The organism is Ornithinibacillus massiliensis, from assembly GCF_018310345.1.
In the GTDB taxonomy this organism is placed as follows: domain Bacteria; phylum Bacillota; class Bacilli; order Bacillales; family Amphibacillaceae; genus Ornithinibacillus; species Ornithinibacillus massiliensis.
In genome coordinates this window covers 224,346-243,007 of sequence record NZ_JAGXBY010000002.1, presented here as the reverse complement: position 1 = coordinate 243,007, position 18,662 = coordinate 224,346, and the positions used below count along the sequence as shown (strand labels likewise).

20 protein-coding genes are annotated in these 18,662 nt (G+C 36.2%); 1 reads left to right on the top strand and 19 read right to left on the bottom strand.

What is annotated here, in order from left to right:
- Nucleotides 1–14: 14 nt before the first annotated feature.
- Together lpdA and KGF86_RS05355 are read right to left on the bottom strand one after the other, a co-directional pair.
- Nucleotides 15–1,436 (bottom strand): dihydrolipoyl dehydrogenase, encoded by a 1,422-nt coding sequence (lpdA, locus tag KGF86_RS05360; RefSeq protein ID WP_211741310.1) that lies wholly within the window; start codon nt 1,434–1,436, stop codon nt 15–17.
- A 14-nt stretch (nt 1,437–1,450) separates the two neighbouring features.
- A complete protein-coding gene (locus KGF86_RS05355) occupies nt 1,451–2,548 on the bottom strand; it encodes a Glu/Leu/Phe/Val family dehydrogenase (protein ID WP_211741309.1) in 1,098 nt (365 codons plus the stop codon).
- Between the two features lie 369 nt (nt 2,549–2,917).
- Between KGF86_RS05355 and KGF86_RS05350 the strand changes: the two genes are divergently transcribed.
- The gene (locus KGF86_RS05350) at nt 2,918–3,151 is read left to right on the top strand and encodes a DUF2627 family protein (protein WP_186869866.1); all 234 of its coding nucleotides are present in this window, start codon (nt 2,918–2,920) and stop codon (nt 3,149–3,151) included.
- Between the two features lie 373 nt (nt 3,152–3,524).
- Here KGF86_RS05350 and spo0A read toward each other — a convergent pair whose 3' ends face one another.
- The 17 genes from spo0A to spoIIIAE form a co-directional block, all read right to left on the bottom strand.
- On the bottom strand, nt 3,525–4,307 hold the full coding sequence (gene spo0A, locus KGF86_RS05345; RefSeq protein WP_186869867.1) for a sporulation transcription factor Spo0A: 783 nt from the start codon (nt 4,305–4,307) through the stop codon (nt 3,525–3,527).
- Between the two features lie 299 nt (nt 4,308–4,606).
- Nucleotides 4,607–5,893 (bottom strand): SpoIVB peptidase, encoded by a 1,287-nt coding sequence (spoIVB, locus tag KGF86_RS05340; RefSeq protein ID WP_186869868.1) that lies wholly within the window; start codon nt 5,891–5,893, stop codon nt 4,607–4,609.
- 238 nt (nt 5,894–6,131) lie between these two features.
- Nucleotides 6,132–7,844, bottom strand: coding sequence for a DNA repair protein RecN (gene recN, locus KGF86_RS05335; protein ID WP_211741308.1), 1,713 nt, complete (start codon nt 7,842–7,844; stop codon nt 6,132–6,134).
- A gap of 18 nt (nt 7,845–7,862) precedes the next feature.
- Nucleotides 7,863–8,312, bottom strand: coding sequence for a transcriptional regulator AhrC/ArgR (gene ahrC / locus KGF86_RS05330; RefSeq protein ID WP_186869870.1), 450 nt, complete (start codon nt 8,310–8,312; stop codon nt 7,863–7,865).
- A gap of 49 nt (nt 8,313–8,361) precedes the next feature.
- Nucleotides 8,362–9,189, bottom strand: coding sequence for a TlyA family RNA methyltransferase (locus KGF86_RS05325; RefSeq protein WP_186869871.1), 828 nt, complete (start codon nt 9,187–9,189; stop codon nt 8,362–8,364).
- 27 nt (nt 9,190–9,216) lie between these two features.
- Nucleotides 9,217–10,101 (bottom strand): farnesyl diphosphate synthase, encoded by an 885-nt coding sequence (locus KGF86_RS05320; RefSeq protein ID WP_186869872.1) that lies wholly within the window; start codon nt 10,099–10,101, stop codon nt 9,217–9,219.
- Nucleotides 10,101–10,337 carry an exodeoxyribonuclease VII small subunit gene (locus tag KGF86_RS05315; RefSeq protein ID WP_186869873.1) on the bottom strand — a complete coding sequence of 79 codons (237 nt, stop codon included), beginning with the start codon at nt 10,335–10,337 and terminating at the stop codon, nt 10,101–10,103. Before KGF86_RS05315 ends, KGF86_RS05320 begins: the two co-directional genes overlap by 1 nt.
- The gene (gene xseA / locus KGF86_RS05310; RefSeq protein WP_186869874.1) at nt 10,330–11,679 is read right to left on the bottom strand and encodes an exodeoxyribonuclease VII large subunit; all 1,350 of its coding nucleotides are present in this window, start codon (nt 11,677–11,679) and stop codon (nt 10,330–10,332) included. The genes KGF86_RS05315 and xseA overlap by 8 nt, the downstream gene beginning before the upstream one ends.
- Nucleotides 11,676–12,527 (bottom strand): bifunctional methylenetetrahydrofolate dehydrogenase/methenyltetrahydrofolate cyclohydrolase FolD, encoded by an 852-nt coding sequence (gene folD / locus KGF86_RS05305; RefSeq protein WP_186869875.1) that lies wholly within the window; start codon nt 12,525–12,527, stop codon nt 11,676–11,678. The genes xseA and folD overlap by 4 nt, the downstream gene beginning before the upstream one ends.
- A gap of 17 nt (nt 12,528–12,544) precedes the next feature.
- Nucleotides 12,545–12,925: a transcription antitermination factor NusB gene (gene nusB / locus KGF86_RS05300; RefSeq protein WP_186869876.1), complete on the bottom strand. Its 381-nt coding sequence runs from the start codon at nt 12,923–12,925 to the stop codon at nt 12,545–12,547.
- Between the two features lie 139 nt (nt 12,926–13,064).
- Nucleotides 13,065–13,457, bottom strand: a complete 393-nt coding sequence (locus KGF86_RS05295; protein ID WP_186869877.1) for an Asp23/Gls24 family envelope stress response protein — start codon at nt 13,455–13,457, stop codon at nt 13,065–13,067.
- A 30-nt stretch (nt 13,458–13,487) separates the two neighbouring features.
- Nucleotides 13,488–14,861: an acetyl-CoA carboxylase biotin carboxylase subunit gene (gene accC / locus KGF86_RS05290; RefSeq protein ID WP_211741307.1), complete on the bottom strand. Its 1,374-nt coding sequence runs from the start codon at nt 14,859–14,861 to the stop codon at nt 13,488–13,490.
- 14 nt (nt 14,862–14,875) lie between these two features.
- A complete protein-coding gene (gene accB, locus KGF86_RS05285; RefSeq protein WP_186869879.1) occupies nt 14,876–15,373 on the bottom strand; it encodes an acetyl-CoA carboxylase biotin carboxyl carrier protein in 498 nt (165 codons plus the stop codon).
- Nucleotides 15,374–15,659: 286 nt separating this feature from the next.
- Nucleotides 15,660–16,208 (bottom strand): SpoIIIAH-like family protein, encoded by a 549-nt coding sequence (locus KGF86_RS05280; RefSeq protein ID WP_186869880.1) that lies wholly within the window; start codon nt 16,206–16,208, stop codon nt 15,660–15,662.
- 15 nt (nt 16,209–16,223) lie between these two features.
- Nucleotides 16,224–16,847 (bottom strand): stage III sporulation protein AG, encoded by a 624-nt coding sequence (spoIIIAG, locus tag KGF86_RS05275; protein ID WP_186869881.1) that lies wholly within the window; start codon nt 16,845–16,847, stop codon nt 16,224–16,226.
- Nucleotides 16,844–17,470, bottom strand: coding sequence for a stage III sporulation protein AF (gene spoIIIAF, locus KGF86_RS05270; RefSeq protein ID WP_186869882.1), 627 nt, complete (start codon nt 17,468–17,470; stop codon nt 16,844–16,846). Before spoIIIAF ends, spoIIIAG begins: the two co-directional genes overlap by 4 nt.
- Before the next feature lie 10 nt (nt 17,471–17,480).
- Nucleotides 17,481–18,653, bottom strand: coding sequence for a stage III sporulation protein AE (gene spoIIIAE, locus KGF86_RS05265; protein ID WP_186869883.1), 1,173 nt, complete (start codon nt 18,651–18,653; stop codon nt 17,481–17,483).
- Between the last annotated feature and the right edge of the window lie 9 nt (nt 18,654–18,662).

Here is an 18,662-nt window from a genome sequence, read left to right as displayed (position 1 = left end):
ATTAAACATAAATATTATCCATGAATTTGTAAACCGTCAACCGCTAACGCTGCCTCGCCCATAACTTCAGAAAGGGTTGGATGTGGATGTACGGTTTGGGCAATTTCCCACGGTGTTGCATCCAATACTTTAGCAAGACCAGCCTCAGAGATCATATCTGTTACATGTGGACCGACCATATGCACGCCAAGTAAGTCCTCATTTTCTTTATTCATGATGATCTTGACGAAGCCATCCGATTCACCGTATACTAATGCCTTCCCAATTGCCTTAAACGGGAACTTTCCTACTTTTATATCATAGCCCTTTTCTTTTGCTTGTTTTTCTGTTAATCCGACACTTGCAGCCTCAGGACTAGAATAAATACAAGCTGGGATATTATCATAGTTTAAACGATGTGGTTGCTTCCCTGCCATATGTTCGACTGCAACAATCCCTTCATGAGATGCGACATGGGCTAATTGCATACCACCAATTACATCCCCAATTGCATAAATATGAGATTCTTTCGTTTGATAAAATGGTGATGTTTGAATAAATCCTTTCTCCATTACAATATCTGTATTTTCTAAGCCAATATTAGTTGTATTTGCCTGGCGTCCTACAGATACAAGGAGTTTATCCGCTGTAAAAACTTGATTAGATCCAGCAACTTCGGCTTCAATGGTTACACTGGCATCCTTTTTAACTGTTTCAGGTAGTACTTTTGCACCCTTAACAAAAGTTACCCCCTTACGCTTCAGTTGTTTTTCTACTTCTTTTGCAACATCAGCATCCTCAGTTGGTAAAATTTGATCTGTATATTCAATAACCGTTACGGCTACACCAAAGTCAGCTAACATAGACGCCCACTCAATACCGATTACACCACCACCGATAATGATGATAGACTCAGGCAAGCTCTCCATTTGTAATGCCTCATCTGAACTCATAATCATAGAACCGTCTATCTCAAGACCTGGTAATGATCTAGGAGAGGATCCTGTTGCAATTAAGACAAATTTTGGTACGATCATCGTGTTTTCATCACCACTTGCATATTCAATCGAAATCGTACCAGGTAGTGGAGAAAATATACTTGGCCCCAATATTCTCCCAAAACCATGAAAAACATCAATTTTCCCTTTCTTCATTAATGCCTGAACACCTTTATGTAGCGTATTGATAATCGAGTTTTTTCTCTCTTGAACACGATTAAAGTCTAGCGTTACATTATTGGCTTGAACACCAAACTCAAAAGCATTCTTCGTTTGCTTATACACTTCAGCACTTCGTAAAAGTGACTTAGATGGAATACAGCCTCTGTGTAGGCATGTACCACCAAGTTCACCCTTTTCGACAACCGCAACTTTCATGCCAAGCTGAGAGGCGCGGATAGCAGCTACATAGCCACCCGTTCCGCCTCCAAGTACTACTAAATCATACTCCTCAGCCATACTAATATGCCCCCTTACTTTCTTCTACTTAATGTATGAAGCCCATTTAATAAAAATTGACCTCTTGATTTTCTAACCGATTCGATACGTTCTTCTGCCATTCTATCAGCAGCTAAGTAAGTAGGAATATTATCTCTTCTTGAGATTTCAAACACCTTTAATAAACTGTCGTAAATTCCTTCTACCTTTTTCATCGCTCTTGATTGATTATAGCCATTTAACTCATCGGCAACATTGATTACCCCACCAGCATTGATAACATAATCTGGTGCATATACAATTCCCTTCTCAAACAATATATCACCATGTTCGGTACTTTTTAATTGATTATTAGCAGAACCAGCGACAACTTTTGCCTTTATGCGAGAAATAGTATCATCATTAATCGTTGCGCCTAATGCACATGGTGCATAAATGTCACAGTCCACTTCATAAATATCATCAGGATCTACTGCTGTCGCTCCAAATGCTTCTACTGCGCGATGGGCTGCAGCTTTATTAATATCTGTAACAATTAATTTCGCACCCTCTTTATGTAAATACTCACATAAAGTAAAAGCAACACTTCCGATTCCTTGTACAGCTACTGTTTTCCCCTCTAAAGAATCATCACCATATGCTTCTAAAGCAGCAGCTTTCATTCCTTTATATACGCCATAAGCTGTTACAGGAGATGGGTCACCAGATGAACCGAACTCAGGTGAAATTCCGGTAACAAAGTCTGTTTCCATATGGATTAAATCCATATCCTCAACCGTAGTTCCTACATCTTCTGCAGTTATGTATCTGCCATTTAAACCTTGAATATATCTTCCAAACGCTCGAAACATCTCTGGATTCTTATCTTTTCTAGGATCACCAATGATGACAGTTTTTCCACCACCTAAGTTTAATCCAGCAGCAGCGTTTTTATATGTCATACCTTTCGCTAAACGCATTGCATCAACAATTGCATCTTCCTCTGAAGCATATGTCCACATTCTAGTCCCGCCAAGAGCTGGTCCTAACGTCGTATCGTGAATTGCAATTATTGCTTTTAAGCCAGAGTTCTTATCTTGGCAAAACACCAATTGCTCGTAATCATATACTTCCATGTCTTTAAAAATATCCATTTCTATTCCTCCTCATTTATAAAACGTTGCTATTTATAACTGCTTAAGCTATTAATAAATAAGCTTTCTTGACGTTAAATAAGCCATTGAAACTAACACTTTAAAAACACTACTTTTACATTATAATACAAAATCCCTATTCATAGGAAATGTAAGCGCTTTATTTATTATTCAAATAAAAAATATTTTTTAAATATTAAAAAATATTGAGGTTATATAGCTATATATTTCGGTATTTTTTTATGCGCTTTTCTCTATCATACGGTACATTTTCCATAATGGCAAATTAAAATTTTATCTATTTTTTATATTTTGGTATACTATGGGCTAAGTAGAATCTATCTATCGGGAGAAAGAAAAGGAGATAAAATGGTCAGATTATTAGCAGTATTAGTTATTTTTATACCTGGCATTATTGCAGCAATTGGGATTAAATTAATGCGAGACACATTATTTGATGATTTCCACCCTATTTTTTTCCACGCTTGGATCCAATTTGGGATTGGTTTGTTCCTATTTATTGCAGGACTAGCATTTTTAGGAGGATTTATCATTTATCGTGACCGCAAGAAGCAAGCAGAAAAGAAGGCAAAGGGCATCTAGTAAACGTTTACTACTGTTTTTATGAAAGTAGAAAAAAATTAGATAAGAAATAGTTTTCGATATAACAGTGATGAAGTTAGTAAACAAAATTTATCCAAGCTAGGAAAAATCTAGGAGAGAAATGAAGAAATCTTAGGTAAGTAGATCCATGGCTTGACAGTATAAAAAAACAGAGCCTAAAAATTATCTTGCACATACGTGTAAACATCAACCAATTCATCTGATAACATTAAAAAAGACACCATCCTTTATTGATTTTTTACAAACCAATAAAAAATGATATCTTTTATCAATTGCTAGGCATTTATCGGTAACTACTCTTGTTTAGCAATATATGTAAAATTGCTATTAACCCATTAATACCAACGATTCATTAAGAAGCCTTGTGGTCAAGCCTTAAACGGTCCGCCACCATTGCGATAAATTCAGAATTTGTTGGTTTGGCTTTTGAAATACTTACCGTGTATCCAAATAAGGCGGATATAGAGTCGATGTTTCCACGGCTCCAGGCGACTTCGATTGCATGTCGAATAGCACGTTCGACACGTGATGAAGTCGTATTAAATTTCTTTGCGATATCTGGATATAACACTTTTGTAATGGAGCCAAGTAATTCAATATCATTATATACCATGGTAATGGCTTCTCGTAAGTACATATAACCTTTAATATGAGCAGGTACGCCTATTTCATGAATAATATTGGTAATACTTGCTTCTAAATCTTTCTTCTTTCTTTCCTTCTTCATACCAAAGTTTGAACGGTTAGAAAGAACACTTCGTCCATTTACTTGGCGAATCTGTTCCGCAAGATTCTCTAAATCAAATGGTTTTAAAATAAAATAAGATGCCCCTAAATCAACAGCTTTTTTCATAACCTCCTCTTGTCCAAAAGCCGTTAACATAATAACATACGGATCATTACTTGACTTACCTTTTTCTCTAAGCATATTTAGAACGGCTAACCCATCTACATGAGGCATAATGATATCCAGCACCAATACATCAGGTTTCTTTTCTTCAACTAATGCTAGACAATCTTTACCGTTGTATGCTGTGCCAACCACTTCAATATCTGGTTGTTCATCAAAAAACTCTTCCATTAAATTGATTAAATCCCTGTTGTCATCTACTAAACAAACTGAAATCTTATCCACAAAATGCTCCTCCTTTAAGGTATTTCCATAATGTCCACTCTATGTATTCGACAAAACTTCAAAATATCCTTCTTTTTTTAAAAAAACTTTGCGTTTTTTTATCTTTTCTTTAATTTACTTTATTTTGCTTTCATTTTCGTTATGATTCGATTTTATCCGACAGCTAATTCGATTTTTTGTCGAAAAATATTTAATTCTATTCCTCCAAGTCGTATATTCCCGGTTACATACAAAATAAAACCTAAAATCAAATTTAAAGAACCCATGCATCAATGCACAGGTTCTCTTTCCACACTATATTAACTCGCTTGTTTCTTCTCTTTATTATAGATATCCACTCCAGCATCCTGGAGCATCCATTCAATATGAACACCATATCCACTTGTTGGATCATTGACAAAAACATGTGTTACTGCTCCAATAACTTTGTCATTTTGAATAATCGGGCTACCACTCATCCCCTGTACAATACCACCAGTTGCTTCTAATAATTTTGGGTCGGTAATTTGTATAACCATACCTTTTGTAGCAGGAGTTTTTTGCGGTACACTAGAAACAATTTCCACATCAAATTCCTCTACCTTCTCCCCATCGATAACCGTTAATATTTTGGCCGGTCCTTCTTTAACTTCATGTGATAACGCAATTGGCATTGGTTTATCATACTTACCATTCTCAATCGATTCATCTAACTTACCAAAGATACCAAATGGACTATTCTTCGTAATAGTACCGATTTTATTTTCTCTGATTGAAAACTTAGCTTGCTTTTCACCAGGGGTACCGTTATTCCCCTTTTGAATCGAGGTCACAGTGGATCTAACAATTGTACCGTCATGAATTTCGATCGGTTTCTTCGTATCCATGTCCGAGATAACATGTCCTAATGCACCGTATTTTTTCGATTTAGGCTCGAAGAACGTCATCGTGCCTATACCTGCGGCTGAATCACGAATATATAAGCCAATCCGGTATTCATTTTCCTTTTCATCCAATACAGGCTTTAATTCCGTATCAAAGGTCTCCTTACCACGTTTGACCTTCACTTTTAATGGTTCGGAGCTTTTACCGGACTCTTCGACAATTGGTTTAACGTCCTTCATTTCCTCTATCTTTTGACCATTTATTTCCATGATTACATCACCGACTTTAATCTCTGCCTCTTCACCAGGAGACATCGTACCATTTTCACCGTTTACAAGATGATGGCCAACTACCAATACTCCAAGGGTTTGTAGCTGTACACCAATTGATTGTCCACCTGGAATTACTTTAACGTCCTTTAATATCGAAACGTCAACTTTCTTAATTGGTACTCCAGCAACGGAATAATATAATTGACTATCGCCTGGTTCAGTAACATGGAAACTCGACGCGTTAACCGCTTCTGAATTATTGTCCGTAGATGCGTATACTTGAACAGCATTACCTAGGTTAGGAACCTCTAAGGGGAATTGATTTTGAAACGTTACAATCTTATTTGGAATGGTAAAATAATTTTGTATAGGGGGCGTAAAAGGAACAATTAGCAATGTGAGTAGTAGTAAAAATCCTGTTACGATTCGAATTTTGTCTATGTGCTTCACAAATGTCCACTCTCCTTGTTCCTAAACCCATACCATATTTTTATATCTGTACTTCTAATTTGACCTTTAATAGCTATTTTTAAACCGGGAAAAGATAAGAAAACCTGCTTATCTTTTCCTTTACAAATATTGTATGAAGAAAATTCAGGGAATCGAGACTAGACATCATGTTTCACACAGATATAAAAAAATGCTGTCCCTTCGTTATATCTAATAAGGGACAGCATTTTAATATATATTAACTATTTACTGTAGCTCTTTTAAACCCTTGTGCTAATTTATGTAGCTCTTTGGCATGCTCCTTCGCTGTTTCTGTCACTTTTGTACCCGTCATCATTCTCGTTAACTCATTGATTTGTTCTAATTCCGTTAGTTCGCTAACTTGCGTGACAGTACGATTCTCTAATTCGTTTTTTTCAATAAATAAATGTGTATCTGCCATTGCTGCTACTTGTGGTAAGTGGGTAATACATAACACTTGAGAGTCATTAGATATTTGGAATATTTTCTCCGCAATAGCTTGTGCTACTCTTCCACTTACTCCCGTGTCTACCTCATCAAAAATGACACTAGTCACACCTTGATGCTTAGCAAACAATTTCTTCAATACTAACATAATTCTAGAAAGTTCTCCGCCTGATGCGACTTTGGAGATCTCTTTTAATGGTTCACCTAAATTCGTTGAAATAAGAAAACGAATTTGATCAAAACCATTTTTATGAAGGGGGACATTTTCTACAACATTCTCAGGTATGAATTGAACAGAGAACGATGCTTTTTCTAAATATAAGTCCTTTAATTCTTCCTGTACCTCTCGGATTAAATTGCTCGCCGCCTGTTTTCGGATCGCATGTAATTGCTGCGCCTCAATAAACGCATCTTCCTCTAGTTCGTTTATTTCATTAGCTAAACGCTGGAGGTGGGAGTCTTTATTTTTTATTTGCTCAATTTCTTCCTCGATAGAACCCATATATTCAATCATTTCGCTAACGGATGTACCATATTTCTTTTTTAAACGACTTATCTCAGCTAATCTTCCTTCAATTTCATTTAAACGGTCCGGATCGTATTCTAAGGTTTCTAAGAAATTACTCAATTCGTATGTCAGATCTTCCATCATATAATAATGATTGGATAATGACTCTGATTTTTTGGCAATTACATCGTCATAGTGGTTTATTTCCTCTAGTGACCTTTGTGCAACACTTAACCATTCAAGTCCTTTTTGCTCACCATATAATGCATTATACGCCTCGTGAACACCTTTATAAATTTTTTCATAATTAACCAGCTGGTTGCGTTCTTTCTCTAATTGAACATCTTCGTCTGGGACAAGATTTGCCTTTTCCAGTTCATTTAATTGGAACTCCAGTAGATCTAATCGTTGAGCCATCTCCTGCTCGTTTTCATTTAGCTCTTTATAACGTCTTTTTAATGTTTCAAGTCGCTGAAATAATTCGGTGTACTCTTCTTTAACTTGTTCAATCTCATCACGGTTATATAAATCCAATAATTCTATATGGTTCTCTGGTTCCATTAAAGATTGGGTTTCATGCTGACTATGAATATCAATTAGTGTTCTTCCAAATTCCTTTAAGATAGCGAGTGTAACTAATTTTCCATTAACACGGCAAATACTTTTACCAGAAGTCGTGATTACCCGTTGCAACACGACTTCCCCATCATTAATTTCTATCCCATATTGTTTGCCGACTAAATAAATTTGATGTGAAGTAGATTCGATTAAAAATAACCCTTCTATTTCTGCTTTGTCTTCTCCATGCCTAATAAAATCTACAGAAGCTCGTCCACCTGCAAGTAATTGAATCGCATCAATTATAATGGACTTACCTGCCCCTGTTTCACCAGACAATACGGTTAGACCTTCTTTAAATGTTAAAGTAATCTGGTCAATAATCGCAAAGTTACGTATCGATAATTCAGTTAACATCTGGTCACCCCATTTTGCTTAAAGCATATTGATAAAACGGTCTTTAATTTCAACTGCATCTTCTTCCGTGCGGCAAATAATAAGAATTGTATCGTCTCCACAAATTGTTCCCATGATTTCTTCCCAATCTAGATTATCAATTAGAACACCAACTGCATGAGCATTACCTGGTAAAGTCTTTAGTACGATAAAGTGGCTCGTATGATCGATTTTTACGAAAGCATCCATGATAAGTCGCTTTAATTTATCATGGGGATTAAAACGTTGGTCTGCAGGTAAGCTATATTTATATTTACCACCAGTGGTAGGAACCTTTACTAGGTGTAGTTCTTTTATATCTCTTGAAACCGTTGCTTGTGTCACGTTATAGCCTAAGCTTTTTAACCGGTCTACTAACTCATCTTGCGTGTCGATATCATTCTCTGTTATTAATTCTCTAATTTTTATATGTCTTTGAATCTTACTCATATTGCACCCCCAATTTAATTAAAAAGGACTACGATTGTAGTCCATTTACTCATGTATTCTGTGCTGATTTCAATTCTGAATGAGCTTCATCGACTACGACTCCAGGATTCAGTTCTTCGATGGATTTTCCAGGTTCGTCTTTATCCCAACCTAGATGAGCTAAAAATTCAACATTTCCATCTCCTCCCGTTATAGGGGAAAATGTTAAACCGTAAAGCTCAAACCCCTCTTCCATAGCGAATGCCAGAATCGTTTGTAACACTTCCACATGTACTTTTTTATCACGTACAATGCCTTTTTTTCCAACTTGTTCTCTTCCAGCTTCAAATTGAGGCTTAATTAACGTGACAATATCACTATTTGGCAATAACAGCTTCTTTAATACAGGTAGAATTAATTTTAACGAAATAAATGATACGTCTATCGTGGCAAAGTTAGGTAATCCTTTTCCTAACATATCTTCTGTTACATATCTAAAATTCGTTCTTTCCATCACTTCTACACGTGGATCGTTCCGGAGTTTCCAATCCAGTTGATTATATCCTACATCTATTGCATAACAAAGCTTAGCCCCAGACTGTAATGCACAATCTGTAAATCCACCAGTTGATGATCCTATATCCATCATAATTTTATCATGAACATCCACAGAAAACACTTTCAAAGCCTTCTCCAGCTTCAGCCCACCTCTACCAACATACGGTATTAACTTACCCTTGATGGTTAAAGGGATGTCCTGATCAACCTTCATCCCTGGTTTATCTAGTCTTTCTTGTTCAGAATATACTAATCCAGCCATAACAGCTCGTTTAGCCTTTTCTCTTGTATCGATTAAATTACGTTCTACAAGGAGAACATCAAGTCTAATTTTGCTCATATACTTAAATCCTTTACTGGTTGGAGTTTAATGATCACGCTCGCTGAAATAATCGGTTAAATCTGCGAGTCTAGATGTATCCGCATTTGCTTTTTTTAATAATTCTTTTGCTTTCTCTATATAGTGCTTCTTCATCTCGATAGCACCGTCTAACCCTAATAACTTCGGGTATGTACTTTTATTGTTGGATTCGTCACTACCTACAGCCTTCCCTAATTTTTGTTCATCACCGGTAACATCTAGTATGTCATCTTGAACCTGGAAAATTAATCCTAAATAATGGGCAAAATCTTGTAAATAGCTGATTTGTTCCTTAGTAGCATTTCCTAAATAAGCTCCGGCTGTTACGGCAAATCTTAACAGCTCACCTGTTTTTAACGCATGGATTTTCTCCAGCATTTCTATGGTAACCGTTTGATTCTCAGCCTCCATATCTAGAATTTGACCTGCAACCATACCGGTTGGTCCACTTGCTTGAGCTAACAGCTGAATAAGGTACACTTTTTCGGAATTTGATAACAATGCATCGTTTGTAATCATTTCAAAACTAAAGGTTAATAATGCGTCCCCAGCTAGGATAGCAGTTGCTTCACCAAACACTTTATGGTTCGTGAGCAATCCTCGTCTATAATCATCATCATCCATTGCTGGTAAGTCATCATGTATTAAGGAATACGTATGAATCATTTCAAGTGCTGATGCTGTTCGATATGTCTTTTCCACATTTGAAGCATACGCCTCAAAGCTTGCTAATAATAAAATCGGACGTAGCCTCTTACCGCCTGCTTCCAAGGAATAAAGCATAGACTTCTTTAACGACGTAGGGATGTCTAATTGACGTACGTGTTTCGTTAATTCTTCATGAAATACTTTTTGGTTCGTCTCTATGTAGTTTTTTAATAACGTTCCCACTACTTTTCATCCTCCTGTATATCAAAAGGAACTAGTTCTCCCTGGTCATTCATAATTTGCACCATTTTATCTTGGATATGATTTAATTTATCACTACAGATTTTAGATAGCATCATTCCATCCTGATAATATGAGATTGCCTTTTCTAAAGGTACATCGCCTTCTTCTAATTTCCCAATGATATCCTCTAATTTCTCCATCGCTTCTTCAAATGTTAAATCTTTATATTTATCCATTATGAGTCTCCTTTACATCTAAAACTTCACAGTCCACTATACCATCGTGGAGATTGATACTAATCCGATCATGCTGTTTTACTTGTGATTTCGATTTAATAATATCACCTGTTGGTGTATAAGGAATCGCAAATCCGCGTTTCATGATTTCTAGTGGATTTAATAAACTAAGTTTATCCATTGATCGGGTTAACTGAATAGACTGCTTTTCGACATATTGATTCATCACTTGATTATTTTTTTTTATCAATTGACTTAATGCTTTTGTCGCTTGTTCTATTCGTCTTTTTGGATGTTGAGTAGAAAGCCTCGTCTTATAATTAGTGAATCGCTCCATCTTTTTGTTAACTTCTAGTTGGAAGGATCGGTCCATTCGTTCCCTATTCTTATCTAGCTCCTGTTCCTTTTGTCTTATTAGCTGTTCAGGGTAACGAAATGCATAAGCATTTGCCATTTGCTTCAATTTACTCTGCTGATGCTTAATGGAAATCGTAACTAAACTAGTTAACGTTTGTTTCATTTTAGTGATCCGGTCTAGTAATTCATATTGCGATGGAACCGCAAGCTCAGCTGCACCAGTCGGAGTTGGCGCTCGTAAATCTGCTACATAATCACTAATGGTAACATCTGTCTCATGTCCAACAGCAGATATAATGGGAATCTTAGAATGAAAAATAGCTTCAGCTACACTTTCCTCATTGAAACTCCACAATTCTTCTATAGATCCGCCACCTCTTCCAAGTATAATGACATCAAATTCCCCCATATCATTCGCTTTATATATTGCTTTCGTAATGGAGGATGCTGCATTAACACCTTGAACTAAAACTGGTAACACGGTCACTTGTGCGACTGGATACCGTCTTTTAATTGTTGTGATAATATCGCGGACAGCTGCACCAGTAGGAGAAGTAATTACACCAATATGGTGAGGAATGGTAGGAATTTTCTTCTTATACTGTTCATCAAAGTAACCTTTTGTTCGTAAGCGTTCCTTAAGTTGTTCAAAAGCTAAGTACAAGGATCCAAGACCATCAGGCTCCATTTGTTGAATATATAACTGATATTGTCCAGTTGCTTCGAATACACTAACTTCTCCACGAACTAAAACCTTCATTCCATTTTCAGGTTTAAACTTAAGAAATCGATTGTTTCCAGCAAACATCACCGCATTGATTCGTGCCTGGTCATCTTTGATGGTTAAATACATATGGCCTCTAGAGTGTAATTTAAAATTAGATATTTCCCCCTTGAGCCAAACGTCTCGTAGATGGGGGTCCATATCTAATTTTCGTTTCATATATTTAGTTAAAGCGGTAACTGTTAAGTACTTATTTGTCATTTTACCAAACCTTTTGCAGCTTTAATGGTATTATGTAATAACATCGTAATGGTCATCGGACCTACACCACGGGGAACTGGTGTTATATAGTTAGCCTGTTCAGAGGCACTTTCAAAGTCAACATCGCCTGTCAATGATCCATCCTCTAGTCGATTAATACCGACATCTATCACTACAGCACCTTCTTTTATATACGCTTTGTCAATGACATTCGGTCTACCAACGGCAACAATAAGAATGTCTGCTGTATTCGTTATCTCTTTTAAATTATTTGTTTTAGAATGGCAATATGTTACCGTTGCATTTTCGTTGAGTAATAATTGTCCAACTGGTTTCCCTACAATATTACTTCTCCCAATTACAACAGCATGCTTCCCTTCTATTGTAATATTTTTGGACTTTAGCATCGTGATAATCCCATACGGCGTGCAAGGCAAGAAAGTGTCTTGTCCAGTCATCATTTTTCCAATATTATAAGGATGAAAACCATCCACATCTTTTTTTGGATCAATGGATTCAATAATATGTTCTACATTAATATGATCTGGAAGTGGTAATTGAACTAGGATTCCGTGTACCCCGTTGTCACTGTTAAGCTGTTCGATTGTCTGTAATAATTCTTTTTCTGTTACAGTGTCAGGGAGTTCCACTATCTCTGAGCTTATTCCTACTTCCTCAGAAGCGCGCTTCTTTCCATTAACATAAGATCTAGATGCTGGATTATTCCCAACTAAAACAACTGTTAAATGGGGCAGAATATTTTGTTGCTTTAAATATTCCACCTCTTTTTTCATATCTAACTTTAGTTGCATAGACAATTCCTTACCATTTATAACCTCAGCTACCATTATTATCTTCCCCTTTATTACTTGATAATTTTAGATAACACGCCGTTTACAAACTTACCTGATTTCTCGTCTCCGTACATTTTTGCTAAATTAACTGCTTCATTAATCGATACATTCTCAGGAATATCTTCCATATATTTTAGTTCATAAGTTGCAATTCGCAGTACTGTTTTCTCAACAGATGGAAGGCGTTGTAATGACCATTTTTCTAAATGACTTGAAATGATTTCATCGATTGCTTGTTTTTCTTTCACTACACCTAATACAAGCATTTGCAGAAAATCATCCTTTTTCTCCTCATCTAATCTCTCTTGTATGGTAATTTCGATATCTTCTTCTAACATATCTAATTGAAATAATATTTGAAATGCTTTTTCTCTTGCTTCGTGACGTTTCATCATGCATTACTCCTTTAATAATCTCCTTCAAATCATAACATGATTACGAGACAGACGCCACAAACTAACGAATTCTTTTTCATCATAATAAAGAAAGAAAGGTCAAAGGTATGATTATACCATTTGACCTTTCTTATTGTTATTGTGCTTCGTCTGAACTATCCTTTTCCATTTGTAATCCTACTACATGTACGTTTACTTCAGAGATATCTAATGATGTCATCGTTTTTAATGTCTGTCTGATATTCGACTGAATTTTTTGCGCTACTTCTGGGATCGATACACCAAAATCTAAGACAACATATACGTCAATGACTATCCCATCTTCTGCAAGCTCTACCTTAACGCCTTTACTATGGGACTTCTTGCCAAATTTTTCAACGACTCCCGTTGCAAAATTCCCGCGCATATTGGCAAGGCCATCAACTTCTGATGCTGCAATTCCAGCGATTACCTCAATAACCTCTGGGGCTATTTCAACCTTACCAAGTCCTGTATTTTCACTCATATTTACTAAAGACTGTTCTGCCATCCTCTCACTCCTTTTCAAATTGAGGTATGCTTAGCTGTTAGTTTTAGTTTCACTTGATTCTAAAATCGGATGTTCCTCTAGGAAGTTTGTATTGAAATCACCATCAATAAATACTTCATGCTCCATAATAAGGCGATGAAATGGAATGGTTGTATGGATTCCTTCCACTAGAAACTCATCTAGTGCCCGTTTCATACGAGAAATTGCTTCCTCTCGTGTAGAACCATACGTGATTAGCTTAGCAATCATAGAATCATAATATGGTGGTATAGCATAACCAGGGTATACAGCAGAATCTACTCTTACTCCTAACCCACCGGGAGGTAAGTACATATTAATTTTCCCGGGAGAAGGCATAAAATTCTTAAATGGTTGTTCTGCATTGATTCTACACTCAATTGCCCATCCATTAAAGGTAACATCCTCTTGTTTTACTGATAATTCCTCACCGTTGGCAATGTTAATTTGCTCTTTAATCAGGTCAATACCGGTTACCATTTCTGTTACCGGGTGCTCAACTTGAATTCTTGTGTTCATTTCCATGAAGTAGAAATCATTTGTTTTTCGATCAAAAATAAACTCAATTGTTCCGGCACCAACATAGTCTACTGCCTTAGCAGCTTTTACTGCTGCTTCTCCCATTTTAGCACGAATTTCTTCATTTAGGGCAGGGGATGGTGTTTCTTCGATTAATTTTTGTAATCTGCGCTGAATACTACAGTCACGTTCCCCAAGATGAATAACATTTCCATGGGTATCGGCTAAGACTTGGATTTCAACATGTCGGAAATCTTCTATGAATTTTTCGATATAAACCCCTGGATTACCAAAGGCTGTTTCTGCTTCCTTCTGGGTAATACGAATCCCCTTAATTAAATCCTCTTCTGTTCTTGCAACTCGTATACCTTTTCCACCACCACCAGCGGTAGCTTTAATGATTACTGGATAACCGATGGATTTTGCAATTTGAATTGCTTCTTCTTCACTCTCTATTATACCATCAGAACCGGGAACAATCGGTACATTTGCTTTTCGCATTGTATCACGAGCGACATCTTTAATTCCCATTTTTTGAATTGCTTCTGGTGTTGGTCCTACAAAAGTAATATTACATGCTTTACAGATCTCGGCAAAGTCAGCATTTTCTGCTAAAAATCCGTATCCTGGATGGATGGCATCTACATCTCTTAAATTAGCAATACTTATTATATTCGTGAAGTTTAAATAACTGTCCTTACTTGAATTGGGACCAATACAATATGCTTCTTCCGCTAATTGAACATGTAATGCCTCTTGATCAGCTTCTGAGTATACTGCCACTGTTTCAATACCCATCTCTTTACATGCACGAATAATTCGGACAGCTATTTCTCCTCTGTTTGCAATTAGCAATTTCTTTATCATATTAGCTCGTCCCCTTATTTCCTTTTCACTCTAAATAGTGGTTGCCCATATTCTACAAGCTCTCCATTTTCCACTAGAATTTCAACGATTTCACCATTCACTTCCGCTTCGATTTCATTAAATAACTTCATTGCTTCTACAATACAAACTACTGTATCGTTAGAAACCGAACTTCCAACAGTTACAAATGGGTCACTATCTGGATTAGGAGCACTATAGAACGTTCCTACCATTGGTGATGTTATCTCATAGTCAAAGTTTGATTTCGCTTCCGTTACAGGAGCTTCCGTTTTCTGAACCGTCTCTTGTTTAACTTCTGGCGTAGCAGCTTGTTGAGCTGGTACTGGTGTCACTTCTTTTTCTACTTGAACAACCGGTTTCGATTGCACTACGACATTTTCCCCTGCTTTTTTCATAGATACTTTTGTACCGTTTGTTTCATAAGTAAACTCATTAATTGAAGATTGATCTACTAATTTTATTATTTCACGTATTTCTTGTACTTTTAACATTATGAATTAGCACTCCCTTACCTTTTTATTATTAGGTACTAATAACTCCTCTTAATATTTTACGACAATTATAGGGATAACTTCAACAAATAAATGAATTATCGGTAGAACAATGCTTTCACATTACCCCCATTATAACAATCTACCCTCTTCTACGCGAATTAAATCAGATCTATCGTTTTATTGCATAACCTATCACATTGTTATACACGAACTAAAAACCTTTAAAAATAGACAAAAAAATAAAACATCAAGCCGATTAGACTTGATGCCAGTATAAGTATTGTTAGCTTTCGGTAGCAGGTTGTTGAATAACATTAACAGGAATTTCACCAAATTCATCTCGAACCATTTGCATAATGTTTACCACTTCTGTTGGGGTTAGTTCTTCCACTAATTGTACATGTACATGTACAACATCACCATCAGTACGAACTAAAACATCTTGGTATTCTGCCGAGTCTAATATCGTTTCCTCCAAAATCATTTCTTTGGAGTAGACTTTATCAATGGTATCTATTTCTTCATATGCTTGATTCTTTTCTTCTGCGGAAGCAGTACTACTTGCTACAATATCTTCTAATCTATCTTTTTTCTTACTTCTTTCTTCTTGTACTTCCAATCTAAGTGCTGCAAATAAGTCATTTGCTTCTGAAACAACGTTAACATTTGACCCATTCGCTGGTGTGGATTCGTTAGTAGCCTCTTCTGTATCTGCATCATCATCTGTATTCATATAGGCCAAATCACCCGGATTAGACGTCATGTAATACACACTCAACACAATCATTAAACTTAACATCGTTAATAGCCAAACAGTTTGTTTTTTCAACATTACTTCATCCTCCCTTTAATTTTTAGGATTTACAGATACTTTATGTGTTGGAACATCAAGCACTCTAGAGATAGCTTCTACAACCCATTGTTTAACGGTAGCACTTTCAACACCCTTTGCTACCACAAGAACTCCCCTTACCTTAGGTTTTTTCGTTTGAACTAAGACAGGTGTTTCTTGGTCACCTTGTCTTACAATGACCGTCTGGGTTTCTTCTGTTAGTTCGTCAATATTTCTTGTCCCACCATTTCGGTCGTTTTCTTCCGTTTGCTGAGTTCCTTTAATTAAGTTTTTTTCATAGACCTTGACATCCGTAGAGTCTAGATTGACCATTACTTCTACTTCTGAGACACCATCAATTTTTTCTAGCATTCCTTTTAATTGCTTTTGATAGTTTGCCTCCAATACGCTGACATCAGATGTTGTACCTGATTCATGGGAACTTACTTCTTCAGATTGGGACTCAGATTCTAATTCCAACCTTGGCATATCTTGTCCCAAATCTTTCTGGGATGAGGAAGAAAATATGTTACCCATTAAGATTACAAGTAAGGCAACTAGTCCAATTAGGATGACATAGCCAGTTTTCTTAGATCCATTTAACTTATCCTTTAGAAATTCTTGTAATTTATTTATCAAGATGTCCCTCCCTCCCATATGACAGTTAATTTTTTATCTGATAATTCCCAAGTCTCACGTAACAAGGATTCAACTTCCTGAAGATCTATATCGACTTCCTGAGTTGTAACCTCTTGTTTCCTTGCATCAATAACAACATCTTCTACTGCATTTACTGCTCCCTCCCCTGCTTCTGATTCTCCAAGATAAACCACCACTTCTTCTAGCCCCTCATAGGAGATTGCTGCTCCTTCTTTAAAATCGAAATCTAATTTTTTTATTTCTGCTTGATAGTTGTCCAATAGAGGAGCACTTGCTATATCTTTTAGTTGGACAGCCATTTGTTCTAAAATATATGCGCTAGTTGACGATTCTATTTCACTTTTTTGCAATTCAATCAAATTTTCTACTTTCGGATCACTAGAAGTTTCATTGATAAGAGTAGAGAAGGATTGCTCTACAGCTTCTTTTATATCAACCTTAAACAGATAAAATATAGGCTGTAAAAAAATTAAAATTAACACCAATCCAATCACAAATTTTATATACTTTTTCATTCCACCAGTGGGTACTAGCAAATCGATTATGGTTGCTAGCAAAATAAAAACAATAATTTGTGCAACCCAGTTAATTAAAAAATCCATTTCCATCATCCTATCGAAGCAATAGTGTGATATTACTTGCAGTGACTATAATGACAATTGCTAGAAAGAACATAAGGGATACAGCAAGCAAACAAGCTAGAATATAGACAATATATTTGCTTATCGTGTTTAGACTAGTAATAATTGGTCCATCTGCTACTGGTTGAAGTACTGCTGCAGCAACTTTATAGATTAGGGCTATCGCAAATATTTTTATCGCTGGAAATAAAGCTATAAAGATTATGATGGCAACTCCGACTATTCCAACCGCATTTTTCAAGATTAATGAAGCGCTAAGAACGGTATCTGCTGCATCTGTAAAGGTTCTCCCCACCACCGGGATAAAGTTTCCTGTTACAAATTTAGCTGTTTTCATTGCTACACCATCCTGAATAGCACTTGCTGCACCTTGTACAGAAAGAACACCTAAAAATATCGTTAAAAAGATCCCTAACGTACCCAAACCGATTGATCGAAACAAATCAGCAAGGTTTGTAACTTTATGGTTTTCATTTAAACTGCTCACAATAATTAGTAATGCCGATAGAAATAATAATGGCATGATAAAGTTAGAAACTAAGACTCCACTGAAATTAATTAGAAATATAATGATTGGATGAAAAAAAGAAACGGAAATCAAGCTGCCAAATGATGCCATTAAACCTAGTACTAACGGAATTAAAGCAATCATAAAGCTACTCATCATATTAATGGCATCCTTCGCATAAGAGACTGCCAAGTAAAAACTATTTAAAGCGATAAATATAAGAACAATGTAAACGACAAAATAAGCGATTTTACTAACGGAAGTTCTTTCAAAGGCTGTATGCATCGTTTGAAGAAGTACAGAAAATAATGTTAATAATAGAAGTGATCCTAATAATTTTCCATTCAATATCACTTCATGTAATAAATATTCAAGTCCACCTGTCAGAATATTGCTAATCGAGAACTCATCATTTCCTTTAATAAATTCATAAAGACTTGTTTTTTGTAATTCCGGAATATATCCGCCATACTCATCCACTACCACATTCCAATATTCTTGCATCCCATCAAATGAGACTTCATTTAATAGAGCGTCCTCAACGGGAGCTTCAGCATTATCGTCTGCATACACAACGGATTGTCCTAGAAACAGAAATAACATTAATAAACAACCAATCCTACTAGCTTGCTTCATCCGCTTCGA